Here is a 20,616-nt window from a genome sequence, read left to right as displayed (position 1 = left end):
TTATTCCGTCTCAAGTGGCAGAGCGTCTCAATCCTGGGCAACCCTGGACTCAGTGCTTCATACCCATCTCGGCATCATCCATCAATGCCTTGGCCATCGCGCTCAGGTAGTGGGAGGCCCAGATCAGCATGGGTTTTTCTTCCATAAGGCCCTGGATGGTGAGTTCGCGGACGTAGCCCATCAGTTCAGAGGCCTGCTCGCGGGCGAGCTGGCAGGGGATGCCGGGTTCGATGCGGAACAGGGGGTGGGTTTTGTCTTCGCCTTGGTAGAAGGTGGTTTTGCCGACGGTGCATGGGATGGTGTCTGTGGTCATTGTTCGGTCTCCCTGAAATTTGGCAGTTGCCTGTGCCGGCCCTTTCGCGGGTAAACCCGCTCCCACAGGGATCACCACAGGCTTGAAGGTATGCGCCGTACCTGTGGGAGCGGGTTTACCCGCGAAGAGGCCGGCACAGACAACCCATCACTCAAGCCTCAATGCAGAGTTCGAGGCTCAGTGGGCATCTGCACCTGGATCAAGGCCTGCTCGAGCAACGCCCGCAGCGCCTCCATCTCATGTATGGAAGCCATCATTAGGATCGACGCCGGCGACTTGGGCTGCAACAGCAACGCCTGATGCACCACGGTCGACGCGCACAGCGCGTAGTCCGTCGCCTGGATCAGGGTGTCTTCAAGGGAATGAAAAGCGTGGGGTGGATCGGGGACTATCTTCAGCATCTCGTAATTCCATGGTCTGGGCGGCCACCCTGTCTGCTGTCAAACAGTAGGGTGGCAGCTGTACGCGGGTTGACAGACCGGCGGAATCACGAAGTTCCGGCGCACGCAAGCGTGCCCACACGTACAGCCGCCATAGAAGGGCTCTGTAAGTATGATTACCGTCGCGGCCTGTCAAAGCCGATCGCTGAACACCAGCGACAGGTCGAGACTAGGGCCCTGCTTTAGCAGTCGCAACGGAAAACAGGTTGCAGGAGTATCTTTGGGAAATGGACTACAAACCAGCGGTTAAATCTGATTCTTGATGCTTCAGGCGCCCCCCAAAAACGCCGCCTCCAGTAGTTGTTTTGTATAACCATGTTGCGGCGCATGGAATATCTCCCGCGCATCCCCTTGTTCCACCACATGCCCATGCTTGATCACCATCAACTGGTGACTCAGCGCCTTGACCACCGCCAGGTCATGGCTGATGAACAGGTAGGTCAGGTTGTACTTGGCCTGCAGATTCCTCAGCAACTCCACCACCTGCCGCTGCACCGTGCGGTCCAGCGCTGAAGTCGGCTCATCCAGCAGAATCAACGCCGGCTTCAGCACCAGCGCCCGGGCAATGGCGATGCGCTGGCGCTGGCCTCCGGAAAATTCATGCGGGTAACGGTGCCGGGTGCGTGGGTCCAAACCCACTTCCTCAAGCGCCGCAATGATCGCCGCCTCTTGCTCCTGCGGCGTACCGATCTTGTGAATCCGCAGCCCCTCGCCAACGATATCCGCCACGCACATGCGCGGGCTCAGGCTACCGAACGGATCCTGGAACACCACCTGCATCTCGCGACGCAGCGGCCGCACTTCCTTCTGGTTCAGGCCTTGCAGTTGCTGGCCATGGAAGCGAATCCCGCCCTGGCTGGAAATCAAGCGCAGAATCGCCAACCCCAAGGTCGACTTGCCCGACCCCGACTCGCCGACGATCCCCAGCGTCTGCCCCTGGGGCAGGCTGAAGTTGATCCCGTCCACCGCCTTCACGTGGTCCACCGTCTTGCGCAGCAGGCCCTTCTTGATCGGGAACCACACTTTCAGGTCATTCACCTCCAGCAGTGGCGCGCCGACCGGGTTGTGCGCCGGCAACCCGCTGGGCTCGGCATTGATCAGCATCTGCGTGTAATGGTGCTGCGGCGCGCTGAACAGCGTGGCGCATTCGGCCTGCTCGACGATCTGCCCGCGCTGCATCACGCACACGCGGTGGGCGATGCGCCGCACCAGGTTGAGGTCGTGGCTGATCAGCAGCAGCGCCATGCCCAGGCGCGCCTGCAGTTCCTTGAGCAGGTCGAGGATCTTCAACTGCACCGTCACGTCCAGCGCCGTGGTCGGCTCATCGGCGATCAGCAGCTCCGGCTCGTTGGCCAGCGCCATGGCGATCATCACCCGCTGGCGCTGGCCACCGGACAGCTCGTGGGGCAGGGCCTTGAGGCGCTTGCGCGGCTCGGGGATGCCGACCAGCTCCAGCAGCTCCAGGGTGCGCGCCGTGGCCTCCTTGCCGGTCAGGCCCTTGTGCAGCAGGAGGATCTCGTTGATCTGCTTCTCGATGCAGTGCAGCGGGTTCAGCGAGGTCATCGGCTCCTGGAAGATCATCGCGATGCGGTTGCCGCGAATGCGCTGCAGGGTCTTCTCGTTCTGCAGCAGCAGGTCCTTGCCTTCATAACGGATGCTGCCGCTGGGGTGGCGGGCCAGCGGGTAGTGCAGCAGGCGCAGGATCGAGTGGGCGGTGACGGACTTGCCCGAGCCGCTCTCGCCGACCAGGGCCAGGGTTTCGCCCTTGCGGATGTCGAAGCTGATGCCGTCGACCACCCGGTTGACCTGCTCGCCGGTGACAAACTCCACGGCCAGGTCGCGCACTTCGATCAGGTTCTGTTCGCTCATTTCACTTCCTCGGGTCGAAGGCGTCGCGGGCGGATTCGCCGATGAACACCAGCAGGCTCAGCATGATCGCCAGCACGGCGAAGGCGCTGATGCCCAGCCACGGGGCTTGCAGGTTGGACTTGCCCTGGGCCACCAACTCGCCCAGCGACGGTGCGCCGGGGGGCAGGCCGAAGCCAAGGAAGTCCAGCGCGGTCAGGGTGCCGATGGCCCCGGTGAGGATGAACGGCATGAAGGTCATGGTCGAGATCATCGCGTTGGGCAGGATGTGCCGGTACATGATCGCGCCATTGCGCATCCCCAGGGCGCGGGCGGCGCGCACGTATTCCAGGTTGCGCCCGCGCAGGAATTCGGCGCGCACCACGTCCACCAGGCTCATCCACGAGAACAGCAGCATGATCCCCAGCAACCACCAGAAGTTGGGCTGCACGAAGCTGGCGAGGATGATCAGCAGGTACAGCACCGGCAGGCCGGACCAGATCTCCAGGAAGCGCTGCCCGGCCAGGTCGACCCAGCCGCCGTAGAAGCCCTGCAAGGCGCCGGCGATGACCCCGACGATGGAGCTGAGCACGGTCAGGGTGAGGGCGAACAGCACCGACACGCGGAAGCCGTAGATCACCCGCGCCAGCACGTCGCGGCCCTGGTCGTCGGTGCCCAGCCAGTTGTCCGCCGAGGGCGGCGCCGGGGCGGGCACGCGCAGGTCGTAGTTGATGCTCTGGTAGCTGAACGGGATCGGTGCCCAGAGCACGAAGCTGTCTTTCTTTTCCAGCAGGTCGCGGATGTACGGGCTCTTGTAGTTGGCTTCCAGCGGGAACTCGCCGCCAAAGGTGGTTTCCGGGTAGCGTTTGAATGCCGGGAAGTACCAGGCGCCGTCGTAGCGCACGGCAATCGGTTTGTCGTTGGCGATCAGCTCGGCGCCCAGGCTCAGGCCGAACAGGATCAGGAACAGCCACAGCGACCACCAGCCACGGCGGTTGGCCTTGAAACGCTCGAAGCGTCGGCGGTTGAGGGGGGAGAGGGCCATGTCAGTGCTCCCGGCTGGCGAAGTCGATGCGAGGATCGACCAGGGTGTAGGTCAGGTCGCCGATCAGCTTCACCACCAGCCCGAGCAGGGTGAAGATGAACAGGGTGCCGAAGACCACCGGGTAGTCGCGGTTGATCGCCGCCTCGAAACTCATCAGGCCCAGGCCGTCGAGGCTGAAGATCACCTCGATCAGCAGTGAGCCGGTAAAGAAGATGCCGATGAACGCCGAAGGGAAGCCGGCGATCACCAGCAGCATGGCGTTGCGGAACACGTGGCCGTACAGCACCCGCGAGCGGCTCAGGCCCTTGGCCTTGGCGGTGACCACGTACTGCTTGTTGATCTCGTCGAGAAAGCTGTTCTTGGTCAGCAGGGTCATGGTGGCGAAGTTGCCGATCACCAGCGCGGTGATCGGCAGCACCAGGTGCCAGAAGTAGTCCAGCACCTTGCCGGTGGTGCTCAGTTCGTCGAAGTTGTTCGAGGTCAGCCCGCGCAGCGGGAACCAGTCGAAGTAGCTGCCGCCGGCGAACAGCACGATCAGCAGGATGGCGAACAGGAACGCCGGGATGGCGTAGCCGACGATGATTGCCGAGCTGGTCCAGACGTCGAAGTGGCTGCCGTGGCGCACGGCCTTGGCGATGCCCAGGGGGATCGACACCAGGTACATGATCAGTGTGCTCCACAGCCCCAGCGAGATCGACACCGGCATCTTCTCGGCGATCAGGTCGATGACCTTGGCGTCACGGAAGAAGCTGTCGCCGAAGTCCAGGGTGGCGTAGTTCTTGACCATGATCCACAGGCGTTCGGGCGCCGACTTGTCGAAGCCGTACATGTGCTCGATTTCGGCGATCAGGGCTGGGTCCAGGCCCTGGGCGCCACGGTAGTTGGAGCCGGCCACGGAAACCTCGGCGCCGCCGCCGGCGATGCGGCTGGTGGCGCCCTCGAAGCCTTCGAGCTTGGCGATCATCTGTTCCACCGGGCCGCCGGGGGCGGCCTGGACGATGATGAAGTTGATGATCAGGATGCCGAACAGGGTCGGGATGATCAGCAGCAGGCGGCGCAGGATATAGGCCAGCATGTTATCGGGCCTCGTCCGCTGGGGCTTCGCTCACCGCCGGGGCGACATTGGGCTTGATCCACCAGGTGTCGAGGCCGACGTCGTACTTGGGCGACACTTTCGGGTGGCCGATGTGGTTCCAGTAGGCCACTCGGTTGGTCTTGATGTGCCAGTTGGGCACTACGTAGTAGCCCCACTGCAGCACGCGGTCGAGGGCACGGCAGTGGTCGATCAGGCTCTGGCGCGAGTCGGCGTTGATCAGCTGTTCCACCAGTTGGTCGATGGCCGGGTCGCGCAGGCCGATGAAGTTGCGGCTGCCGGGGTTGTCGGCGGCGGTGCTGGACCAGTACTCGCGCTGTTCGTTGCCGGGGGAGTTGGATTGGGCGAAGCCGCCGACGATCATGTCGAAGTCACGCGAGCGCAGGCGGTTGATGTATTGCGAGACGTCCACGCGACGGATCTCGAAGCCAATCCCCAAGTCGGCGAGGTTGCGTTTGAACGGCAGCAGCACACGTTCGAACTGGGTCTGCGCGAGCAGAAACTCGATGCTGACCGGCTTGCCATCCTTGTCGACCATCTTGTCGTCGACGATCTTCCAGCCAGCTTCCTGGAGCAGCTTGTAGGCCTGGCGCTGCTGCTCGCGGATCATCCCGCTGCCGTCGCTGACCGGATTGGCGAAGGCCTCGGTGAAGACTTGCTCAGGGACCTTGCCGCGCAGCGGTTCGAGAATTTTCAGCTCGGCCGGCGAGGGCAGGCCGCTGGCGGCCATCTCGGAGTTTTCGAAGTAGCTGTCGGTGCGCAGGTAAGCGCCGTTGAACAGCTGCTTGTTGGTCCATTCGAAGTCGAACAACAGGCTCAGCGCCTTGCGTACCCGCACGTCCTGGAACACCGGTTTGCGCAGGTTGAAGACGAAGCCCTGCATGCCCACCGGGTTGCCGTTGGGGATTTCTTCCTTGATCAGGCGGCCATCGCGCACGGCGGGGACGTCGTAGGCGGTGGCCCAGTTCTTCGCGCTCATTTCCAGTTCGTAATCGAAGGCGCCGGCCTTGAGGGCCTCCAGCGCCACGTTGTTGTCGCGGTAGACATCGAAGGTCATGGCGTCGAAATTGTAGATGCCGCGGTTGATCGGCAGGTCCTTGGCCCAGTAGTCCTTGACCCGCTCGTAGCGGATCGAGCGCCCGGCCTTGACCTCAGCGACCTTGTACGGGCCGCTGCCAAGCGGCAGCTCGAGGTTGCCGCGGGTGAACTCGCGGTGCGCGTACCAGTGCTTGGGCAGGACCGGCAGCTGGCCGAGGATCAGCGGCAGCTCGCGGTTGTTGTTGTGCTTGAACTTGAACAGCACCTTGAGCGGGTCTTCGGCGACCACCTCGGCGACGTCGCCGTAGTACTGGCGGTACAGGGGCGCGCCGTCCTTGATCAGGGTATTGAAGGTGAACACCACATCCTCGGCGCGCATCGGCTGGCCGTCATGGAAGCGCGCTTCGGGGCGCAGGTAGAAGCGCACCCAGCTGTTGTCCGGGGCCTTTTCGATCTTGCCGGCCACCAGGCCATACTCGGTGAACGGCTCGTCCAGGCTCTGGCGCATCAGGGTGTCGTAGATGATGCCGAGGTTGTCGGCCGGCACGCCTTTGTTGATGAACGGGTTGAGGCTGTCGAAACCGCCGAAGCTGGACTGACGGAAGGTGCCGCCCTTGGGCGCGTCCGGGTTCACGTAGTCGAAGTGCTTGAAGTCGGCCGGGTATTTCGGCGGCTCGTCGTAGAGCGTAAGCGCATGTTGCGGCGCGGCCAGCGCGGGCAGGCTCAGGCAGGCGAACAGCAGGCTGCAGGCCAGGCGGTGCGTTGGCTTCATTGGGTTTTCTCCGAAGGCTTTATCCACCAGCTGTTCAGCCCGAGGGTGTAGGGCGGCGTGGTGACGAAGGCGAACCGGTTGCGGTAGGCCAGGCGGTGATTGTCGAGGTACCAGTTGGGGATCATGTAGTACTGCCATGAGAGCACGCGGTCCAGGGCGCGGGCGGCGGCGACCTGGTCGTCGCGGGTGCGCGCGGCGAGCAAGGTGTCGAGCAGGTGGTCGACCACCGGGTCCTTGACCCCAGCATAGTTCTTGCTGCCCTTGGTCGAGGCCTGGCTGGAATGGAAGTACAACCACTGCTCGAGGCCCGGGCTCAAGGTCTGGTTCAGGATCATCAGGATCATGTCGAAATCGAACTGGTCCAGGCGTTGTTTGTACTGGGCGCGGTCCACGGTGCGCAAGCGCGCATCGATGCCGATGCTGGCCAGATTTTCGACATAAGGTTGCAGGATGCGTTCCAGGTTCGGGTTCACCAGCAGCAGTTCCATCCTGAACGGCTGGCCCTTGGCGTTGACCAGGCGCTGGCCGTCGAGCTTCCAGCCGGCCTGGTCGAGCAGGCCCAGGGCCTGGCGCAAGGTCTGGCGGCCGACGCCGCGCCCGTCGGTGTGGCTGACCTGGTAGGGCTGGGTGAACAGCGTGTCGGGCAGCTGCTCGCGCAACGGCGCCAGCAGCAGCCATTCCTTGCCGGTGGGCAGGCCGGAGGCGGCGAACTCGCTGTTGGGGTAATAGCTGGTCGCGCGGCGGTAGGCACTGCTGAACAGCGCGCGGTTGGTCCACTCGAAGTCGAGCATCAGGCCCAGCGCCTGGCGCACCCGCGGGTCGCTGAAGGTGGCCCGGCGGCTGTTCATGAACAGGCCCTGGGTCTGGGTGGGGATCCGGTGCGGGATCTGCGCCTTGATCACCTCGCCACGGCGCACGGCCGGGAAGTTGTAGCCGTTGGCCCAGTTCTTCGCCTGGTGCTCGATATAGATGTCGAACTCGCCGGCCTTGAAGGCTTCGAAGGCCACCGTGGCATCGCGGTAGAACTCGTACTCGACGCGGTTGAAATTGTACTTGCCGCGGTTCACCGCCAGGTCCTTGCCCCAGTAGTTCTTCACCCGCTCGAACACCAGGCGCCGGCCCGGCTCGACCTGGGTGATACGGTACGGCCCGCTGCCCAGCGGCGGTTCGAAGGTGGTGGCTTCGAATTCGCGTGTTTGCCAGTAGTGCTTGGGCAGCACCGGCATCTCGCCCAGGCGCAGGATCAGCAGCGGGTTGCCGGCGCGCTTGAAGACGAAGCGGATCCGCAAGGGCCCGAGCACGTCGACGCGCTGCACTTCCTGCAGGTTGGTGCGGTAGATCGGGTGGCCTTGCTTGAGCAGGGTGCGGTACGAGAAGGCCACGTCGGCGGCGGTGATCGGCGCGCCGTCATGCCAGCGCGCTTCAGGGCGCAGGTTGAACACCACCCAGCTGCGGTCCTCGCTGTATTCCACGCTGCGGGCGATCAGGCCGTAGCTGGAGGTGGGCTCGTCGCCGGAGGGGTCGTACTGGCCGGTGCCAACCATCAGCGTCTCGTTCAGCTCGCTGATGCCGTATTGCAGGAAGTTCGGCGTGGTGACCGGGCTGCTGCCCTTGAAGGTGTAGGGGTTGAGCGTGTCGAAGGTGCCGAACGCCATGGCCCGCAAGGTACCGCCCTTGGGCGCTCGCGGGTTGACCCAGTCGAAATGGGTGAAGGTGGCTGGGTACTTGAGCAGGCCGAACTGCGCGTATCCGTGGCTTTCGCTCACCATCGCGACGGCGGGGAAGCTCAAGGCCAGGCTGAGGGACAGCAGGAGGGGACGTATCAAGTCGGCATCCGATCCAGAGGCGTTGGGCTTGGGTCGGGGTACAGTAACAGCTTGGCAGGGTTGGAAAAAGAGAGAGGCTGCAGGCTATGGGATGCGTGATCCCGTAGGAGCGGCCTTGTGTCGCGAAAGGGCTGTGAAGCAGTCCCAGGATCTCAGCGGCAACGCACAAATTGCCGGGGCTGCTTCGCAGCCCTTTCGCGACACAAGGCCGCTCCTACAGAGCCCTGGGTACTTCAGTGGGACAGGTAGACGGTCAGGGTCTGGCCCGGCTTCAGGGCCTGGCCGCTGCGTGGGTTCCAGCGCTTGAGGTGCTTCATCTCGACGTTGAAACGTTTGGCTACCAAATACAGCGAGTCACCTTTGCGCACCTTGTACTGGGTGGAGCGCTGCGCGGAGGCGGCCACGCGGTTGCCTGCGGCGCGTGGCGCGTTGCCACCGCGCAGGGCCAGGACCTGGCCGGCCTTGAGGCGGTTGCCCGGCAGCTTGTTCCAGCGCTGGATGTCCTTCACCGACACCCGGTTGGCCTGGGCAATGCTGCCCAGGCTGTCGCCGCGCTTGACCCGGTAGTTGCGCACGGCTGCCGGCGCCCGGGATTCGGCCACGGCACGCTCGAACACGGCCTTGTTCGGCTGCAGGCTGACCAGTTGCTCGGGCTTGAGGTTGGACAGGCTGTCGCTCAGCAATTGCGCCTTGGCCGTCGGCACCAGCAGCTGCTTGGGGCCGTCGACGGTCATGCGCTTCTTGAAGGCAGGGTTGAGCTGCAGCAGTTCGTCTTCGTCGATATTGGCGAAGGCGGCCACCCGCGACAGGTCGAGGCGGTCGTTGATGGCCACCGCCTCGAAGTAGGGTTCGTTGGCGATCGGCGTCAGGTTCACGCCATAGGCTTCGGGCGTGGACACCACCTGCGACAGGGCCAGCAGCTTGGGCACGTAGTCGCGGGTTTCCTGCGGCAGTGGCAGGTTCCAGTAATCGGTCGGCAGGCCGAGCTTCTCGTTGCGCTCGATGGCGCGGCTGACCGTGCCCTCGCCGGCGTTGTAGGCGGCCAGGGCCAGCAGCCAGTCGCCGTTGAACATGTCGTGCAGGCGGGTCAGGTAGTCCAGCGCGGCGTTGGTCGACGCGGTGACGTCGCGACGGCCGTCGTAGAAGTTGGTCTGGCGCAGGTTGAAGTGGCGACCGGTGGCGGGCATGAACTGCCACATGCCGGCAGCGCTGGCCCGCGAGTAGGCCATCGGGTTGTAGGCGCTTTCGATCGCCGGCAGCAGCGCCAGCTCCAGCGGCATGTCGCGCTCTTCGAGGCGTTCGACGATGTAGTGCAGGTAGAGGCTGCCGCGCTCGCCGGCGTTCTCGAGGAACGAGGGGTTGCTGGCGAACCACAGGCGCTGCTGTTCGATGCGCGGGTTGACGTCGATGCTGTCCTGCAGGGCGAAGCCGCGGCGCATGCGTTCCCAGACATCCTGGGGCGGCTGCTCGGCGGCCTTGGTCACCAGCGGCGCAGGCTTGTGCTTGATCCGCGCCTGGTAGCTGTGCGCGCGAACGCTGTCGGCTTCGTCGACCTGGCGGGTGCTCTGGCAGCCCACCAGGGTGGCGGCCAGCGCCAGCGCACTGATCTGGGCCAGGCGCGTCAGGGCGACTGAATGAGCGGTTCTGCGGCTACGGGAAGACATCGGCGGGCAGGGGTGTCCGGGCAAAAAATTTCGGCGATTCTAGGAACCGCACCCGCCTGGGTCAACCTTTGGCCGCCTGTTGCGATATATCTTGGGGTTATCAGAAGGTGTCCTTCCAAGACCTCAAAGCAGCAAAAACAGCGACCTGCGAGTCGTTTGGTCGTCCATTCCATTCGTCCGCTTTTTGTTTAACTAATGTTTCAGAGGTACGCAAAAAGGGGTTGGTCAGGCGCTCCAGGCCGATCGTTGACGGCAAGGTGATGCGATTGTCGGCGCGCATCCGGGTAACCTCAGCGAAACGTTGCTGAACGTGCGGGTTCGACGGTTCCACGGCCTTGGCGAAGCGCAGGTTGGAGAGGGTGTATTCGTGGGCGCAGTACACCTCGGTCGACGGCGGCAGGGCCGCCAGGCGGGCGAGGGCCGGCTGCATCTGCTCGGGGGTGCCTTCGAACATGCGCCCGCAGCCGGCGGCGAACAGGGTGTCGCCGCTGAACAGCAGCGGGGTGGCAGGCTCGTCGCTGAAGTAGGCGATGTGGCCCAGGGTGTGGCCAGGCACGGCGAGGACCTGGAAGGTCACGCCCAGCACGCTGACCCGGTGGCCTTCGTCGAGGGCCACGTCGCGCCCCGGGATGCGCTCGTGGGCCGGGCCGACGACCCGGGCATTGGTCAATTGCCTGAGCCGTTCGACGCCGCCGACATGGTCGTTGTGGTGGTGCGTCACCATGATCGTCTCCAGCGTCCAGCCGGCGTGGGCCGCCAGCCAGGCTTCCACCGGGCCGGCATCGCCCGGGTCGACCACCGCGCAGCGGCGTTTGGCAGTATCCTGTAACAACCAGATGTAGTTGTCGGAGAAAGCGGGGAGAGCGTCGATCTGTATCATGGTGCGGATCCGTATCGCCTAGCGTGGCACATGGGGGCATCTTAGCCGCGATGGCGCGGTGCGAGAACCTTCGAGGGAGAGCGCAATGACCGACCAAGCCTTTGCCCAGGCCGACCCGGACTGGGTCGAACTGATCAGCCTGGCCCGTGAGTGGTTCAACGGCCCACTCGGCCAGCTGATGCTCAAGGAGGAGGAGAAACTGCTGGAAGAAGAGCTCGGGCGCTTCTTCGGCGGTTACCTCGTGCATTACGGGCCCTGCGCCGAAGCACCGCCCAGCGCGCCGCAGGTGCAGCGCAACGTGCGCCTCGGCGCGCCGCTGCCGGGGGTGGAGATCGTCTGCGAGGAGCAGGCCTGGCCGCTCGGCGAGCACGCCGCCGACGTGGTGGTGCTGCAGCACGGCCTGGACTTCAGCCTGTCGCCCCATGGCCTGCTGCGCGAAGCGGCCCAGGCGGTGCGGCCCGGCGGGCACCTGCTGATCGTCGGCATCAACCCCTGGAGCGGCTGGGGCCTGCGCCATTTCTTCAGCCACGGTGCCCTGCGCAAGGCGCGCTGCATCTCGCCGTCGCGGGTCGGCGACTGGCTCAACCTGCTGGGCTTCGCGCTGGAGAAACGTCGCTTCGGGTGCTATCGTCCGCCGCTCACTTCACCGGCCTGGCAGCAACGCCTGGCGGGCTGGGAACGGATGGCGGGCGGCTGGCAGAGTGCTGGCGGCGGGGTCTACCTGCTGGTGGCGCGCAAGATGGTGGTCGGCCTGCGGCCCTTGCGCCAGGCGCGCCGCGAGCCGATGGGCAAGCTGCTGCCGCTGCCGCTGGCCAAGGTCAACCGCACCGCTGCCGATCCGGATACCGAAAAGCACTGAACATGAGTGGTACATGAGCGAAAGCGTCGAGATGTATACCGATGGCGCCTGCAAGGGCAACCCCGGCCCGGGTGGCTGGGGCGTCCTGCTGATCTACAAGGGCGTCGAGAAGGAACTGTGGGGCGGCGAGCCGGAAACCACCAACAACCGCATGGAACTGATGGCCGCGATCTGCGGGCTGATGGCGCTCACCCGCGAGTGCGAGGTGCTGCTGACCACCGACTCGCAGTACGTGATGAAAGGCATCAACGAGTGGATGCCGAACTGGAAGAAGCGTGGCTGGAAGACCGCCGCCAAGGAGCCGGTGAAGAACGCCGACCTGTGGCAGCTGCTCGACGAGCAGGTCAACCGCCACAAGGTCACCTGGAAGTGGGTGCGCGGGCACATCGGCCACCCCGGCAACGAGCGCGCCGACCAGCTGGCCAACCGCGGCGTCGAGGAAGTGCGCGCCAAGCGCTGAGCTGCGGTACAATCGCCGCCTTTGTAATTGATGCAAGTTGGAGCGCCCCGCGTGGAGCAGCAGCAAGATAAACGCCTGGTCATTCTCGATACCGAAACCACCGGTATGCCGGTCAGCGAAGGCCACCGGATCATCGAGATCGGCTGTGTCGAGGTCATGGGCCGGCGCCTGACCGGGCGGCACTTCCACGTCTACCTGCAGCCTGACCGCGAGAGCGACGAGGGCGCGATCAACGTCCACGGCATCACCGACGGCTTCCTGGTCGGCAAGCCGCGCTTCGCCGATGTGGCCGAGGAGTTCTTCGAGTTCATCCAGGGCGCCACCCTGGTCATCCACAACGCGGCGTTCGACGTAGGCTTCATCAACAACGAGTTCGCCTTGCTGGGGCAGGGCGACCGGGCCGACATCGCCAACCACTGCACCATCCTCGACACCCTGCTGCTGGCGCGTGCCCGCCACCCGGGGCAGCGCAACAGCCTCGATGCGCTGTGCAAACGCTACGACATCGACAACTCCGGCCGTGAACTGCACGGCGCATTGCTCGACTCCGAGTTGCTGGCCGACGTCTACCTGGCGATGACCGGCGGCCAGACCAGCCTGTCGCTGGCCGGGCATGGGGCTGATGAGGGGGATGGGCAGGGTAGCGGTGGCAGCGAGATCCGCCGGATTGTCGGGCGTGCACCGGGGCGTGTGATCATGGCCAGTGCCGAGGAGCTCGAGGCCCATGCCGAGCGGCTGGCGGCGGTGGCCAAGTCGGCGGGCGGGCCGTCCATGTGGCAGGCCCTGACCGAGACACCTGCTGGCTGATCCGTAAGCCTGTACCGGCCTCTTCGCGGGTAAACCCGCTCCCACAGGGACCCCGCAGCCCTCGAAATCTGTGGAGAACCCTGTGGGAGCGGGTTTACCCGCGAAGAGGCCGGCACAGGCGACACTAGGCTCTACTACCCTCAATAGGACAATAAGTCCTGCGAGGGTACCAGCCGGATGTACAAGGACCTCAAGTTCCCGATCCTCATCGTCCACCGCGCGATCAAGGCCGACAGCGTCGCCGGCGAGCGCGTGCGTGGCATCGCCGACGAACTGGGCCAGGACGGCTTCGCCGTGATCAAGGCCGCCGACCACGCCGAAGCCCGGCTAGTCGCCACCACCCACCATGGCCTGGCCTGCATGCTGATCGCCGCCGAAGGCGTCGGCGACAATACCCACCTGCTGCAGAACATGGCCGAGCTGATCCGCCTGGCCCGCCTGCGGGCACCGGACCTGCCGATCTTCGCCCTGGGCGAACAGGTCACCCTGGAGAACGCCCCGGCCGAGGCCATGAGCGAGCTCAACCAGCTGCGCGGCATCCTCTACCTGTTCGAAGACACCGTGCCGTTCCTCGCCCGCCAGGTGGCGCGGGCCGCGCACAACTACCTCGACGGCCTGCTGCCGCCGTTCTTCAAGGCCCTGGTGCAGCATACCGCCCAGTCCAACTACTCCTGGCATACACCGGGCCACGGCGGCGGCGTGGCCTATCGCAAGAGCCCGGTGGGCCAGGCCTTTCACCAGTTCTTCGGCGAGAACACCCTGCGTTCGGACTTGTCGGTCTCGGTGCCGGAGCTGGGCTCGCTGCTCGACCACACCGGCCCCCTGGCCGAAGCCGAGGCCCGCGCGGCGCGCAACTTCGGCGCCGATCACAGCTTTTTCGTCATCAATGGCACCTCCACCGCCAACAAGATCGTCTGGCATGCCATGGTCGGCCGCGATGACCTGGTGCTGGTCGACCGCAACTGCCACAAGTCGGTGGTCCACGCCATCATCATGACCGGCGCGATCCCCCTCTACCTATGCCCGGAGCGCAACGAGCTGGGCATCATCGGGCCGATTCCGCTCAGCGAGTTCAGCCCGGAGTCGATCCGCGCCAAGGTCCAGGCCAACCCGTTGGCCGCAGGGCGCGAGCCGCGGATCAAGCTGGCGGTGGTGACCAATTCCACCTACGACGGGCTGTGTTACCACGCCGGGCTGATCAAGCAGGCGCTGGGCGCCAGCGTCGAGGTGCTGCACTTCGACGAGGCCTGGTTCGCCTATGCGGCGTTCCATGAGTTCTTCGATGGCCGCTACGCCATGGGCACCGCGTGTGGCGAAAACAGCCCGCTGGTGTTCAGCACCCATTCCACCCACAAGCTGCTGGCCGCTTTCAGCCAGGCGTCGATGATCCACGTGCAGGACGGCGCCCAGCGCCAGCTGGACCGCGACCGCTTCAACGAAGCGTTCATGATGCATATCTCCACCTCGCCGCAGTACAGCATCCTCGCCTCGCTGGACGTCGCTTCGGCCATGATGGAAGGCCCGGCCGGGCGCTCGCTGCTGCAGGAGATGTTCGACGAGGCCCTGAGTTTCCGCCGCGCCCTGGCCAACCTGCGTGAGCACATCGCTGCGGATGACTGGTGGTTCAGCATCTGGCAGCCGCCTGCGGCAGAGGGCATCCAGCGCCTGGCCGCGCAGGACTGGCTGCTGCAACCGGGCGCCGAGTGGCATGGCTTTGGCGATGTGGCCGACGACTACGTGCTGCTCGACCCGCTGAAGGTGACCTTGGTGATGCCCGGGCTCAGTGCCGGTGGCGTACTGGGGGAGTGCGGGATACCGGCGGCGGTGGTCGGCAAGTTCCTCTGGGAGCGCGGGCTGGTAGTGGAAAAGACCGGTCTGTACAGCTTCCTGGTGCTGTTCTCGATGGGCATCACCAAGGGCAAGTGGAGCACGTTGTTGACCGAACTGCTGGAGTTCAAGCGCCACTACGACGCCAATACGGCGTTGAGTAGCTGCCTGCCGAGCGTGGTCGCGGTCGATGCCGCACGCTACCAGGGCCTGGGCCTGCGCGACCTGTGCGGCCAGTTGCACGACTGCTACCGCGCCAATGCCACGGCCAAGCAGCTCAAGCGCCTGTTCACGCGGCTACCGGAGGTGGCCGTGAGCCCGGCGCGGGCCTACGACCAGATGGTGCGCGGGGAGGTGGAGGCGGTGCCGATCGAGGCCCTGCTGGGCCGGGTGGCCGCCGTGATGCTGGTGCCTTACCCGCCGGGCATTCCACTGATCATGCCCGGCGAGCGGTTCACCGAGACCACCCGTTCGATCCTCGATTACCTGACGTTCGCCCGGGCCTTCAACCGTGGCTTCCCGGGCTTCGTCGCCGATGTGCATGGCCTGCAGAGCGAAAGTGGCCAGTACACGGTCGACTGCATCAAGGAATGCGAATGATCTCGACGCCCGTCTGTGCCAGCTCGAAGCGGTTTTCACCCAGGTGATTGACGCGGTCGCCGATGGCCAGGCGGTAGGTGGTGATCGGGGCGCCCAGGGCGCTGCCGTCCGCCTGCAGGGTGGACTCCTGGAACTCGTGGACGGGGTAGATACGGCCTTCGGCGTCACGGGCGTGGAATTGGCCGACCATTACTGCTGCCATTTGGGGGGAAACCTCTGAATTACGTAGGAAATGTCTGAACTGATAGACCGTAAATGATGCCTGGAAGTTTTCGCGAGGGGGAAAAAAATCCAGGCTGCCGAGGAACGGTCATCTATAACTACTGACGTCCCTTTTTCCAGCACAGGATGGATCACGCCATGAGCCAGGTGTATTCGGTAGCGGTCGTCGTCGGCAGCTTGCGCAAGGACTCCTACAACCGCAAGGTGGCCCGCGCGCTCGCGGAGCTGGCGCCGTCCAGCCTTGCCCTGAAGATCGTCGAGATCGGCGACCTGCCGTTGTACAACGAGGATGTCGAGGCCGAAGGGGTGCCTGAAGCGTGGAAGCGTTTTCGCGAGGAGATCCGTCGCAGCGATGCCGTGCTGTTCGTTACCCCGGAGTACAACCGGTCGGTGCCGGGCTGCCTGAAGAACGCCATCGACGTGGGGTCACGGCCATACGGGCAGAGCGCCTGGGGTGGCAAGCCGACAGCGGTGGCCAGCGTGTCGCCGGGTGCGATCGGCGGGTTCGGTGCCAATCACGCGCTGCGCCAGTCGCTGGTGTTTCTCGACATGCCCTGCATGCAGATGCCCGAGGCGTACATCGGTGGGGCGGCCAGCCTGTTCGATGAGGGTGGCAAGCTCAGTGACAAGACCCGCCCGTTCCTGCAGGGCTTCATCGACAAGTTCGCGTCCTGGGTGAAGTTGAATCGCGCTGTCTGAACCATCTGTGTTACCTGGACTGACGCATTCGCGGGTAAACCCGCTCCCACAGGTACAGCATCGGTTTCGGATGCTGTGATAATCCTGTGGGAGCGGGTTTACCCGCGAATGGCCATACACCTAGCTGTCAGAACGACTGCGGCATCTCGCCCTTGGCCAGGCGGCGGTTGATGTCGGCCACCACTTCGGGCAGCTCGTTGATGGTGTCGATCAGGTAGTGCGGTCGCGAAGCGGCAAACAGCTCATGAATGCGCTTGCGCTCGCTCTCCAGCTTCTCGGCGCTCAGTGCCCGGTAACCTTCCCAGGTCAGCCCCAGGGCATTGCCTGAGCACACCAGCGCAACAGTCCACATCCCGGCGCGGCGGCCTTCGAGGATGCCCGGCACGGTGTCGTCGACCTTCACGCACGCCGCCACATCGTCGATCCCCAGGGCAATCACGTTGGCCAGGGCCTGGGCCGGCCATGGGCGGCCGTTCGGGGTTTCGTCGGTGGCCACCACGTGGTCGGCGACGTAACCGTTCTGCGCTGCCAGCGCGACCACCTTGTCCATTACCACCTTCGGGTAGCCCGAGCACGAGCCGATCTTCAGGCCGTCCTGGCGCAGGCCGGTGAGGGTATCAAGGGCGCCGGGGATCAGCGCCGAGTGCACGGCGATCTTCTCGATCTGCAGCGGCATGAAGCGGTTGTAGATGGCGGTCACGTCATCGTCGGTCGGCGTCCGGCCGAACACCTTGCGGTAGCGCTCGGCGATCTCCGGCACGTCGCACAGGGTGCGGATGTGGTCCCACTTGCCCATGCCCATCGGGCCTCGGGCTTCGTCGATGGACACCTGCACGTCGAACTCGGCGAAGGCTTCGACGAAGATCTGGGTCGGGGCGAAGGAGCCGAAGTCGACCACGGTGCCGGCCCAGTCGAGGATGGCGGCTTGCAGTTGGGTAGGGTTGCTGTAGTTCATGTGCGCTGATTCCTGAAATCGGGTGGGCAAAGGGTCAAATGTCCAGCACTTCCATTTCCCGCAGCACTTCGGCCACGGCATTCACCGCGGCCTGCATGCCATCGGCACCGACTACGCCGATGCAGCCGACGCGGAAGGTCTCGACCTGGGTCAGCTTGCCCGGGTAGAGGATGAAGCCCTTGGCCTTGACCCGCTCGTAGAAGTCCTTGAACTGGTAGCGAGGATCGCTCGGCGCATGGAAGGTGACGATGATCGGCGCCTGGATCGCGGCGGGCAGGAAGCTGCGCAGGCCGATGGCCGCCATGCCGTCGAGCAGGGTCTTGCAGTTGGCGGAATAGCGCCGGTGGCGCGCTGGCAGGCCGCCTTCCTCCGCGTATTGCTGCAACGCTTCGTGCAGGGCCGCGACCACGTGGGTGGGCGGGGTGAAGCGCCACTGGCCGGTCTTGGCCATGTAGGCATGCTGGTCGTGCAGGTCCATGGCCAGCGAGTGGGCGTTGCCTTCGGCGGCGGCCAGGGCGGTTTTCTCGGCGAAGACGAAGCCCATGCCGGGCACGCCTTCCAGGCACTTGCCGGAAGCAGCGATCAGTGCCTCGAAGGGGATTTCACGGGCGTCGATCGGCAGCGCGCCGAACGAGCTCATGGCGTCGATGATCAGGCGCTTGCCATGGGCGTTGATCACCTGGGCGATTTCTGCCAGCGGGTTGAGGATGCCGGTGCTGGTTTCGCAGTGGATCAGCGCCACGTGGGTGATGGCCGGGTCGGCCGCCAGCAGGCGGTCGACGTCGGTGGCGGTGGTCGGTTGGTCTTCGGCGGTTTCGAAGGTGCTGTAGGCACGGCCCAGCACCTTGCAGATCTTCGCCAGGCGCTGGCCATAGGCGCCGTTGATCAGTACCAGGACCTTGCCGTCGCGTGGCACCAGGGTGCCGATGGCGGCTTCCACGGCGAAGGTGCCGCTGCCTTGCAGGGGCACGCAGTGGTGGCTGGCGCTGCCGTCGATGATCGCCAGCAGTCGCTCGCAGACGTTGGCGGTCAGTTGATTGAATTCGCGGTCCCACGAGCCCCAGTCCACCAGCATGGCTTGGCGGGTGCGGATTGACGTGGTCAGAGGGCCAGGGGTCAGCAGGATCGGGGCGTTGCTCATTCCGTTATTCCTCACAGGCGGTGGGCTGAAACTACGGGGCCTAGGTTGCAATTCACGCTGCCATCAATCAAATTGTTTGTCGTTATCCCAGCTATAAGTCAGGCCGATAAATATGAACCTGTTCCAGCTGCGCGCCTTCGATGCCGTCGCCCGCGAAGGCAGCTTCACCCGCGCCGCCGCGCGGCTGTTCATCAGCCAGCCGGCGGTGACCGGGCACGTCAAGGCGTTGGAGGAGCACTACCAGATCACTCTGTTGCGGCGCACCGCTCGGCGGGTCGAGCTGACCGAAGAGGGCACCCGCCTGGCGGCCATCACCCGGGCCATGTTCGGCCTGGCCGAAGAGGCCCAGGCCATGCTCGAAGCCAACCGGCAGTTGCTGACCGGGCGCCTGGAGGTGGCGGCCGATGGCCCGCACCGGGTCATGCCGATGCTGGCGCTGCTGCGTGAACGCTACCCGGGCATCACCGTCAACCTGCGGCTGGGCAACGCCCAGGACACCCTGGCCGCGTTGCTCGGCGAACATGCCGACGTGGCCGTGCTGACCGAGATCGAGCCGCGCAAGGGCCTGCATTTGCAGAGCCTCTGCCAGTCGCGCCTGTGCGCCTTGTTGCCGGCGGGGCACGCCTGGGCGCAGAGCCAGGACGACCTGCCGCTGGCCGAGCTGCATCAGCAGATCATGGTGCTGCGCGAGCCCAGTTCCACGACCCGGCGCACGTTCGACCGCGCCTGTGGCCTGGCCGCGGTACAGCCGCGCGTATTGCTGGAGCTGGACAGCCGCGAGGCGGTGACCGAGGCGGTGGCCTCGCAGCTGGGGATTGGCGTGGTTTCGTCCACCGAAGTGGCCAATGACCCGAGGATCGTGGCGCGCCCGCTGGCGGGGGGCGGGCTGGTCAACCAGCACATGGTCGGCTGCCTGGAGCGGCGCCGCGATTTGCGCTTGATCCAGGCGTTTCTTGGCCTGGCCGCCAGCGCATGAGGCCGGGCTGGCATTTTCCCCATGGCGGCCTAAGATGGCCGGCACAGCGCAACCCAGGTGGCCGATGAGCGAGAAAGACAGCATATCCATGCAGCTGGTGCGAGAGGCGCTGCTGCAGGCCTGCCCGGACGGCAGGGCCGGTGCCGCGCTGCTCGGGCGTGCCGGCATCGCGGCCAGTGAGCTCGACCACCCCGAAGCACGTGTCAGTGCCCAAGCCTACGCCCGGTTATGGCGCCTGCTGGCGCGCCGCTGCAATGACGAGTTCTTCGCCATGGACCCGCGCGGCCTGCGCAGCGGCAGCCTGGCCTTCCTGTGCCGCGCGGCCATGGCCCAGCCGACCCTGGCCCAGGGCCTGGAGACTGCGCTGGAATTCCTCAGCCTGATGCTCGAAGACCTGCAGCCCGGCCTGGTACGCCAGCCGGGCCTGGCCGAGATCGTCATCAACGAGCCGCAAGACGCGCCGCGCAGGGCCTTCACCTACTTCACCCTGTGGATGATCGTGCATGGCGTGGCCTGCTGGCTCGCCGGGCGACGCATCCCCATCCTGGCGATCGACCTGCGTTGTGGCGAACCGCCGTTCTGCGACGACTACCGGGTGATGTTTTCCGAGAACCTGCAGTTCCTGCGCCCGCGCACGCGCATGATCATCGCTGCCGATGGCCTGGACCTGCCGCTCAGGCGCACGGCCCTGGACCTGCAGCGCTTTCTCGCCGAGGCGCCTGGCAACATTCTGGTCCGCTACCGCGACCCGGCCAGCCTGGGGCTTCGCATTCGCCACGACCTGCTGGTGCTCGAGCCCACCCGTTGGCCCGATGTCGACAGCCTGGCACGCCAGCTGTGCCTGTCGGCATCGACCCTGCGCCGCCGCCTGGCGGAGGAGGGGCAGACGTATCAGGGCCTCAAGGACAGCGTGCGCCGCGAACTGGCGATCGCCTGGCTCAGCGAAGACCGCCTGGGCATGCAGGACATCGCCGCTGGCCTGGGCTTTGCCGATGGCAGTTCGTTCTACAAGGCGTTTCGCAAGTGGTTCGGCTGCAACCCGGGGCAGTATCGGCAACTGGCCCTGGCGCGGGAGGACCAGCCTGGCGCTGAGGGTGGCTGATTTCCTGCTGCTGGGCGGCAGCAGAGGTTGGGCAGGCTAGGGCGCTTGTTCA

At 65.3% G+C, this 20,616-nt stretch carries 19 protein-coding genes; 7 read left to right on the top strand and 12 right to left on the bottom strand.

The window, feature by feature from the left end:
* Nucleotides 1-49 precede the first annotated feature (49 nt).
* The 9 genes from ACIP21_RS25090 to gloB form a co-directional block, all read right to left on the bottom strand.
* Nucleotides 50-313 (bottom strand): DUF3077 domain-containing protein, encoded by a 264-nt coding sequence (locus ACIP21_RS25090; protein WP_400693508.1) that lies wholly within the window; start codon nucleotides 311-313, stop codon nucleotides 50-52.
* A gap of 158 nt (nucleotides 314-471) precedes the next feature.
* The gene (locus ACIP21_RS25085; RefSeq protein ID WP_400693505.1) at nucleotides 472-714 is read right to left on the bottom strand and encodes a hypothetical protein; all 243 of its coding nucleotides are present in this window, start codon (nucleotides 712-714) and stop codon (nucleotides 472-474) included.
* A 306-nt stretch (nucleotides 715-1,020) separates the two neighbouring features.
* Complete coding sequence (locus ACIP21_RS25080; RefSeq protein WP_400693503.1) at nucleotides 1,021-2,622, bottom strand: ABC transporter ATP-binding protein; 1,602 nt, start codon at nucleotides 2,620-2,622, stop codon at nucleotides 1,021-1,023.
* 1 nt (nucleotide 2,623) lies between these two features.
* Nucleotides 2,624-3,643: an ABC transporter permease gene (locus ACIP21_RS25075; protein WP_400693500.1), complete on the bottom strand. Its 1,020-nt coding sequence runs from the start codon at nucleotides 3,641-3,643 to the stop codon at nucleotides 2,624-2,626.
* A gap of 1 nt (nucleotide 3,644) precedes the next feature.
* Entirely contained in the window at nucleotides 3,645-4,718 is a 1,074-nt protein-coding gene (locus tag ACIP21_RS25070; RefSeq protein ID WP_400693498.1) for a microcin C ABC transporter permease YejB, read from the bottom strand.
* 1 nt (nucleotide 4,719) lies between these two features.
* Complete coding sequence (locus ACIP21_RS25065; protein ID WP_400693495.1) at nucleotides 4,720-6,546, bottom strand: extracellular solute-binding protein; 1,827 nt, start codon at nucleotides 6,544-6,546, stop codon at nucleotides 4,720-4,722.
* Nucleotides 6,543-8,372 (bottom strand): extracellular solute-binding protein, encoded by a 1,830-nt coding sequence (locus ACIP21_RS25060; RefSeq protein ID WP_400693493.1) that lies wholly within the window; start codon nucleotides 8,370-8,372, stop codon nucleotides 6,543-6,545. Before ACIP21_RS25060 ends, ACIP21_RS25065 begins: the two co-directional genes overlap by 4 nt.
* A 233-nt stretch (nucleotides 8,373-8,605) precedes the next feature.
* Nucleotides 8,606-10,036 carry a transglycosylase SLT domain-containing protein gene (locus ACIP21_RS25055; protein ID WP_400693490.1) on the bottom strand — a complete coding sequence of 477 codons (1,431 nt, stop codon included), beginning with the start codon at nucleotides 10,034-10,036 and terminating at the stop codon, nucleotides 8,606-8,608.
* A 100-nt stretch (nucleotides 10,037-10,136) separates the two neighbouring features.
* Entirely contained in the window at nucleotides 10,137-10,916 is a 780-nt protein-coding gene (gene gloB, locus ACIP21_RS25050) for a hydroxyacylglutathione hydrolase (protein WP_400693487.1), read from the bottom strand.
* An 85-nt stretch (nucleotides 10,917-11,001) separates the two neighbouring features.
* Here gloB and ACIP21_RS25045 point away from each other — a divergent pair, with 85 nt between their 5' ends.
* The 4 genes from ACIP21_RS25045 to ACIP21_RS25030 all read left to right on the top strand — a co-directional run bounded on the left by ACIP21_RS25045 (nucleotide 11,002) and on the right by ACIP21_RS25030 (nucleotide 15,469).
* Nucleotides 11,002-11,775, top strand: a complete 774-nt coding sequence (locus tag ACIP21_RS25045) for a class I SAM-dependent methyltransferase (protein ID WP_400693485.1) — start codon at nucleotides 11,002-11,004, stop codon at nucleotides 11,773-11,775.
* A 13-nt stretch (nucleotides 11,776-11,788) separates the two neighbouring features.
* On the top strand, nucleotides 11,789-12,235 hold the full coding sequence (gene rnhA, locus ACIP21_RS25040) for a ribonuclease HI (protein WP_400693483.1): 447 nt from the start codon (nucleotides 11,789-11,791) through the stop codon (nucleotides 12,233-12,235).
* Nucleotides 12,236-12,286: 51 nt separating this feature from the next.
* Complete coding sequence (gene dnaQ / locus ACIP21_RS25035; RefSeq protein WP_400693480.1) at nucleotides 12,287-13,042, top strand: DNA polymerase III subunit epsilon; 756 nt, start codon at nucleotides 12,287-12,289, stop codon at nucleotides 13,040-13,042.
* 177 nt (nucleotides 13,043-13,219) lie between these two features.
* A complete protein-coding gene (locus ACIP21_RS25030) occupies nucleotides 13,220-15,469 on the top strand; it encodes an Orn/Lys/Arg decarboxylase N-terminal domain-containing protein (RefSeq protein ID WP_400693477.1) in 2,250 nt (749 codons plus the stop codon).
* On the opposite strand, the gene ACIP21_RS25025 is transcribed toward ACIP21_RS25030, so the two are convergent.
* Nucleotides 15,453-15,671: a hypothetical protein gene (locus ACIP21_RS25025; protein WP_027919089.1), complete on the bottom strand. Its 219-nt coding sequence runs from the start codon at nucleotides 15,669-15,671 to the stop codon at nucleotides 15,453-15,455. The two genes, ACIP21_RS25030 and ACIP21_RS25025, sit on opposite strands and share 17 nt — an antisense overlap.
* Before the next feature lie 158 nt (nucleotides 15,672-15,829).
* On the opposite strand from ACIP21_RS25025, the gene ACIP21_RS25020 reads away from it, so the two are divergent.
* Nucleotides 15,830-16,390, top strand: a complete 561-nt coding sequence (locus tag ACIP21_RS25020; RefSeq protein ID WP_400693474.1) for an NADPH-dependent FMN reductase — start codon at nucleotides 15,830-15,832, stop codon at nucleotides 16,388-16,390.
* Between the two features lie 127 nt (nucleotides 16,391-16,517).
* Here the strand turns inward: ACIP21_RS25020 and phnX are convergent, their stop codons facing one another.
* Both phnX and ACIP21_RS25010 read right to left on the bottom strand, forming a co-directional pair.
* Nucleotides 16,518-17,345: a phosphonoacetaldehyde hydrolase gene (gene phnX, locus ACIP21_RS25015; protein ID WP_400693471.1), complete on the bottom strand. Its 828-nt coding sequence runs from the start codon at nucleotides 17,343-17,345 to the stop codon at nucleotides 16,518-16,520.
* Nucleotides 17,346-17,379: 34 nt separating this feature from the next.
* Nucleotides 17,380-18,486 (bottom strand): 2-aminoethylphosphonate--pyruvate transaminase, encoded by a 1,107-nt coding sequence (locus ACIP21_RS25010; RefSeq protein ID WP_400693469.1) that lies wholly within the window; start codon nucleotides 18,484-18,486, stop codon nucleotides 17,380-17,382.
* Nucleotides 18,487-18,598: 112 nt separating this feature from the next.
* On the opposite strand from ACIP21_RS25010, the gene ACIP21_RS25005 reads away from it, so the two are divergent.
* Nucleotides 18,599-19,462 (top strand): LysR substrate-binding domain-containing protein, encoded by an 864-nt coding sequence (locus ACIP21_RS25005; RefSeq protein WP_400693466.1) that lies wholly within the window; start codon nucleotides 18,599-18,601, stop codon nucleotides 19,460-19,462.
* 64 nt (nucleotides 19,463-19,526) lie between these two features.
* Nucleotides 19,527-20,564, top strand: a complete 1,038-nt coding sequence (locus ACIP21_RS25000; protein ID WP_400693463.1) for an AraC family transcriptional regulator — start codon at nucleotides 19,527-19,529, stop codon at nucleotides 20,562-20,564.
* The last annotated feature ends 52 nt before the right edge of the window (nucleotides 20,565-20,616 follow it).

This window comes from Pseudomonas sp. NPDC089401, assembly GCF_044749485.1.
Taxonomy (GTDB): Bacteria; Pseudomonadota; Gammaproteobacteria; order Pseudomonadales; family Pseudomonadaceae; genus Aquipseudomonas.
Note: the sequence above shows the minus strand (reverse complement) of the source record. Positions and strands in the feature narration are given on the sequence as shown.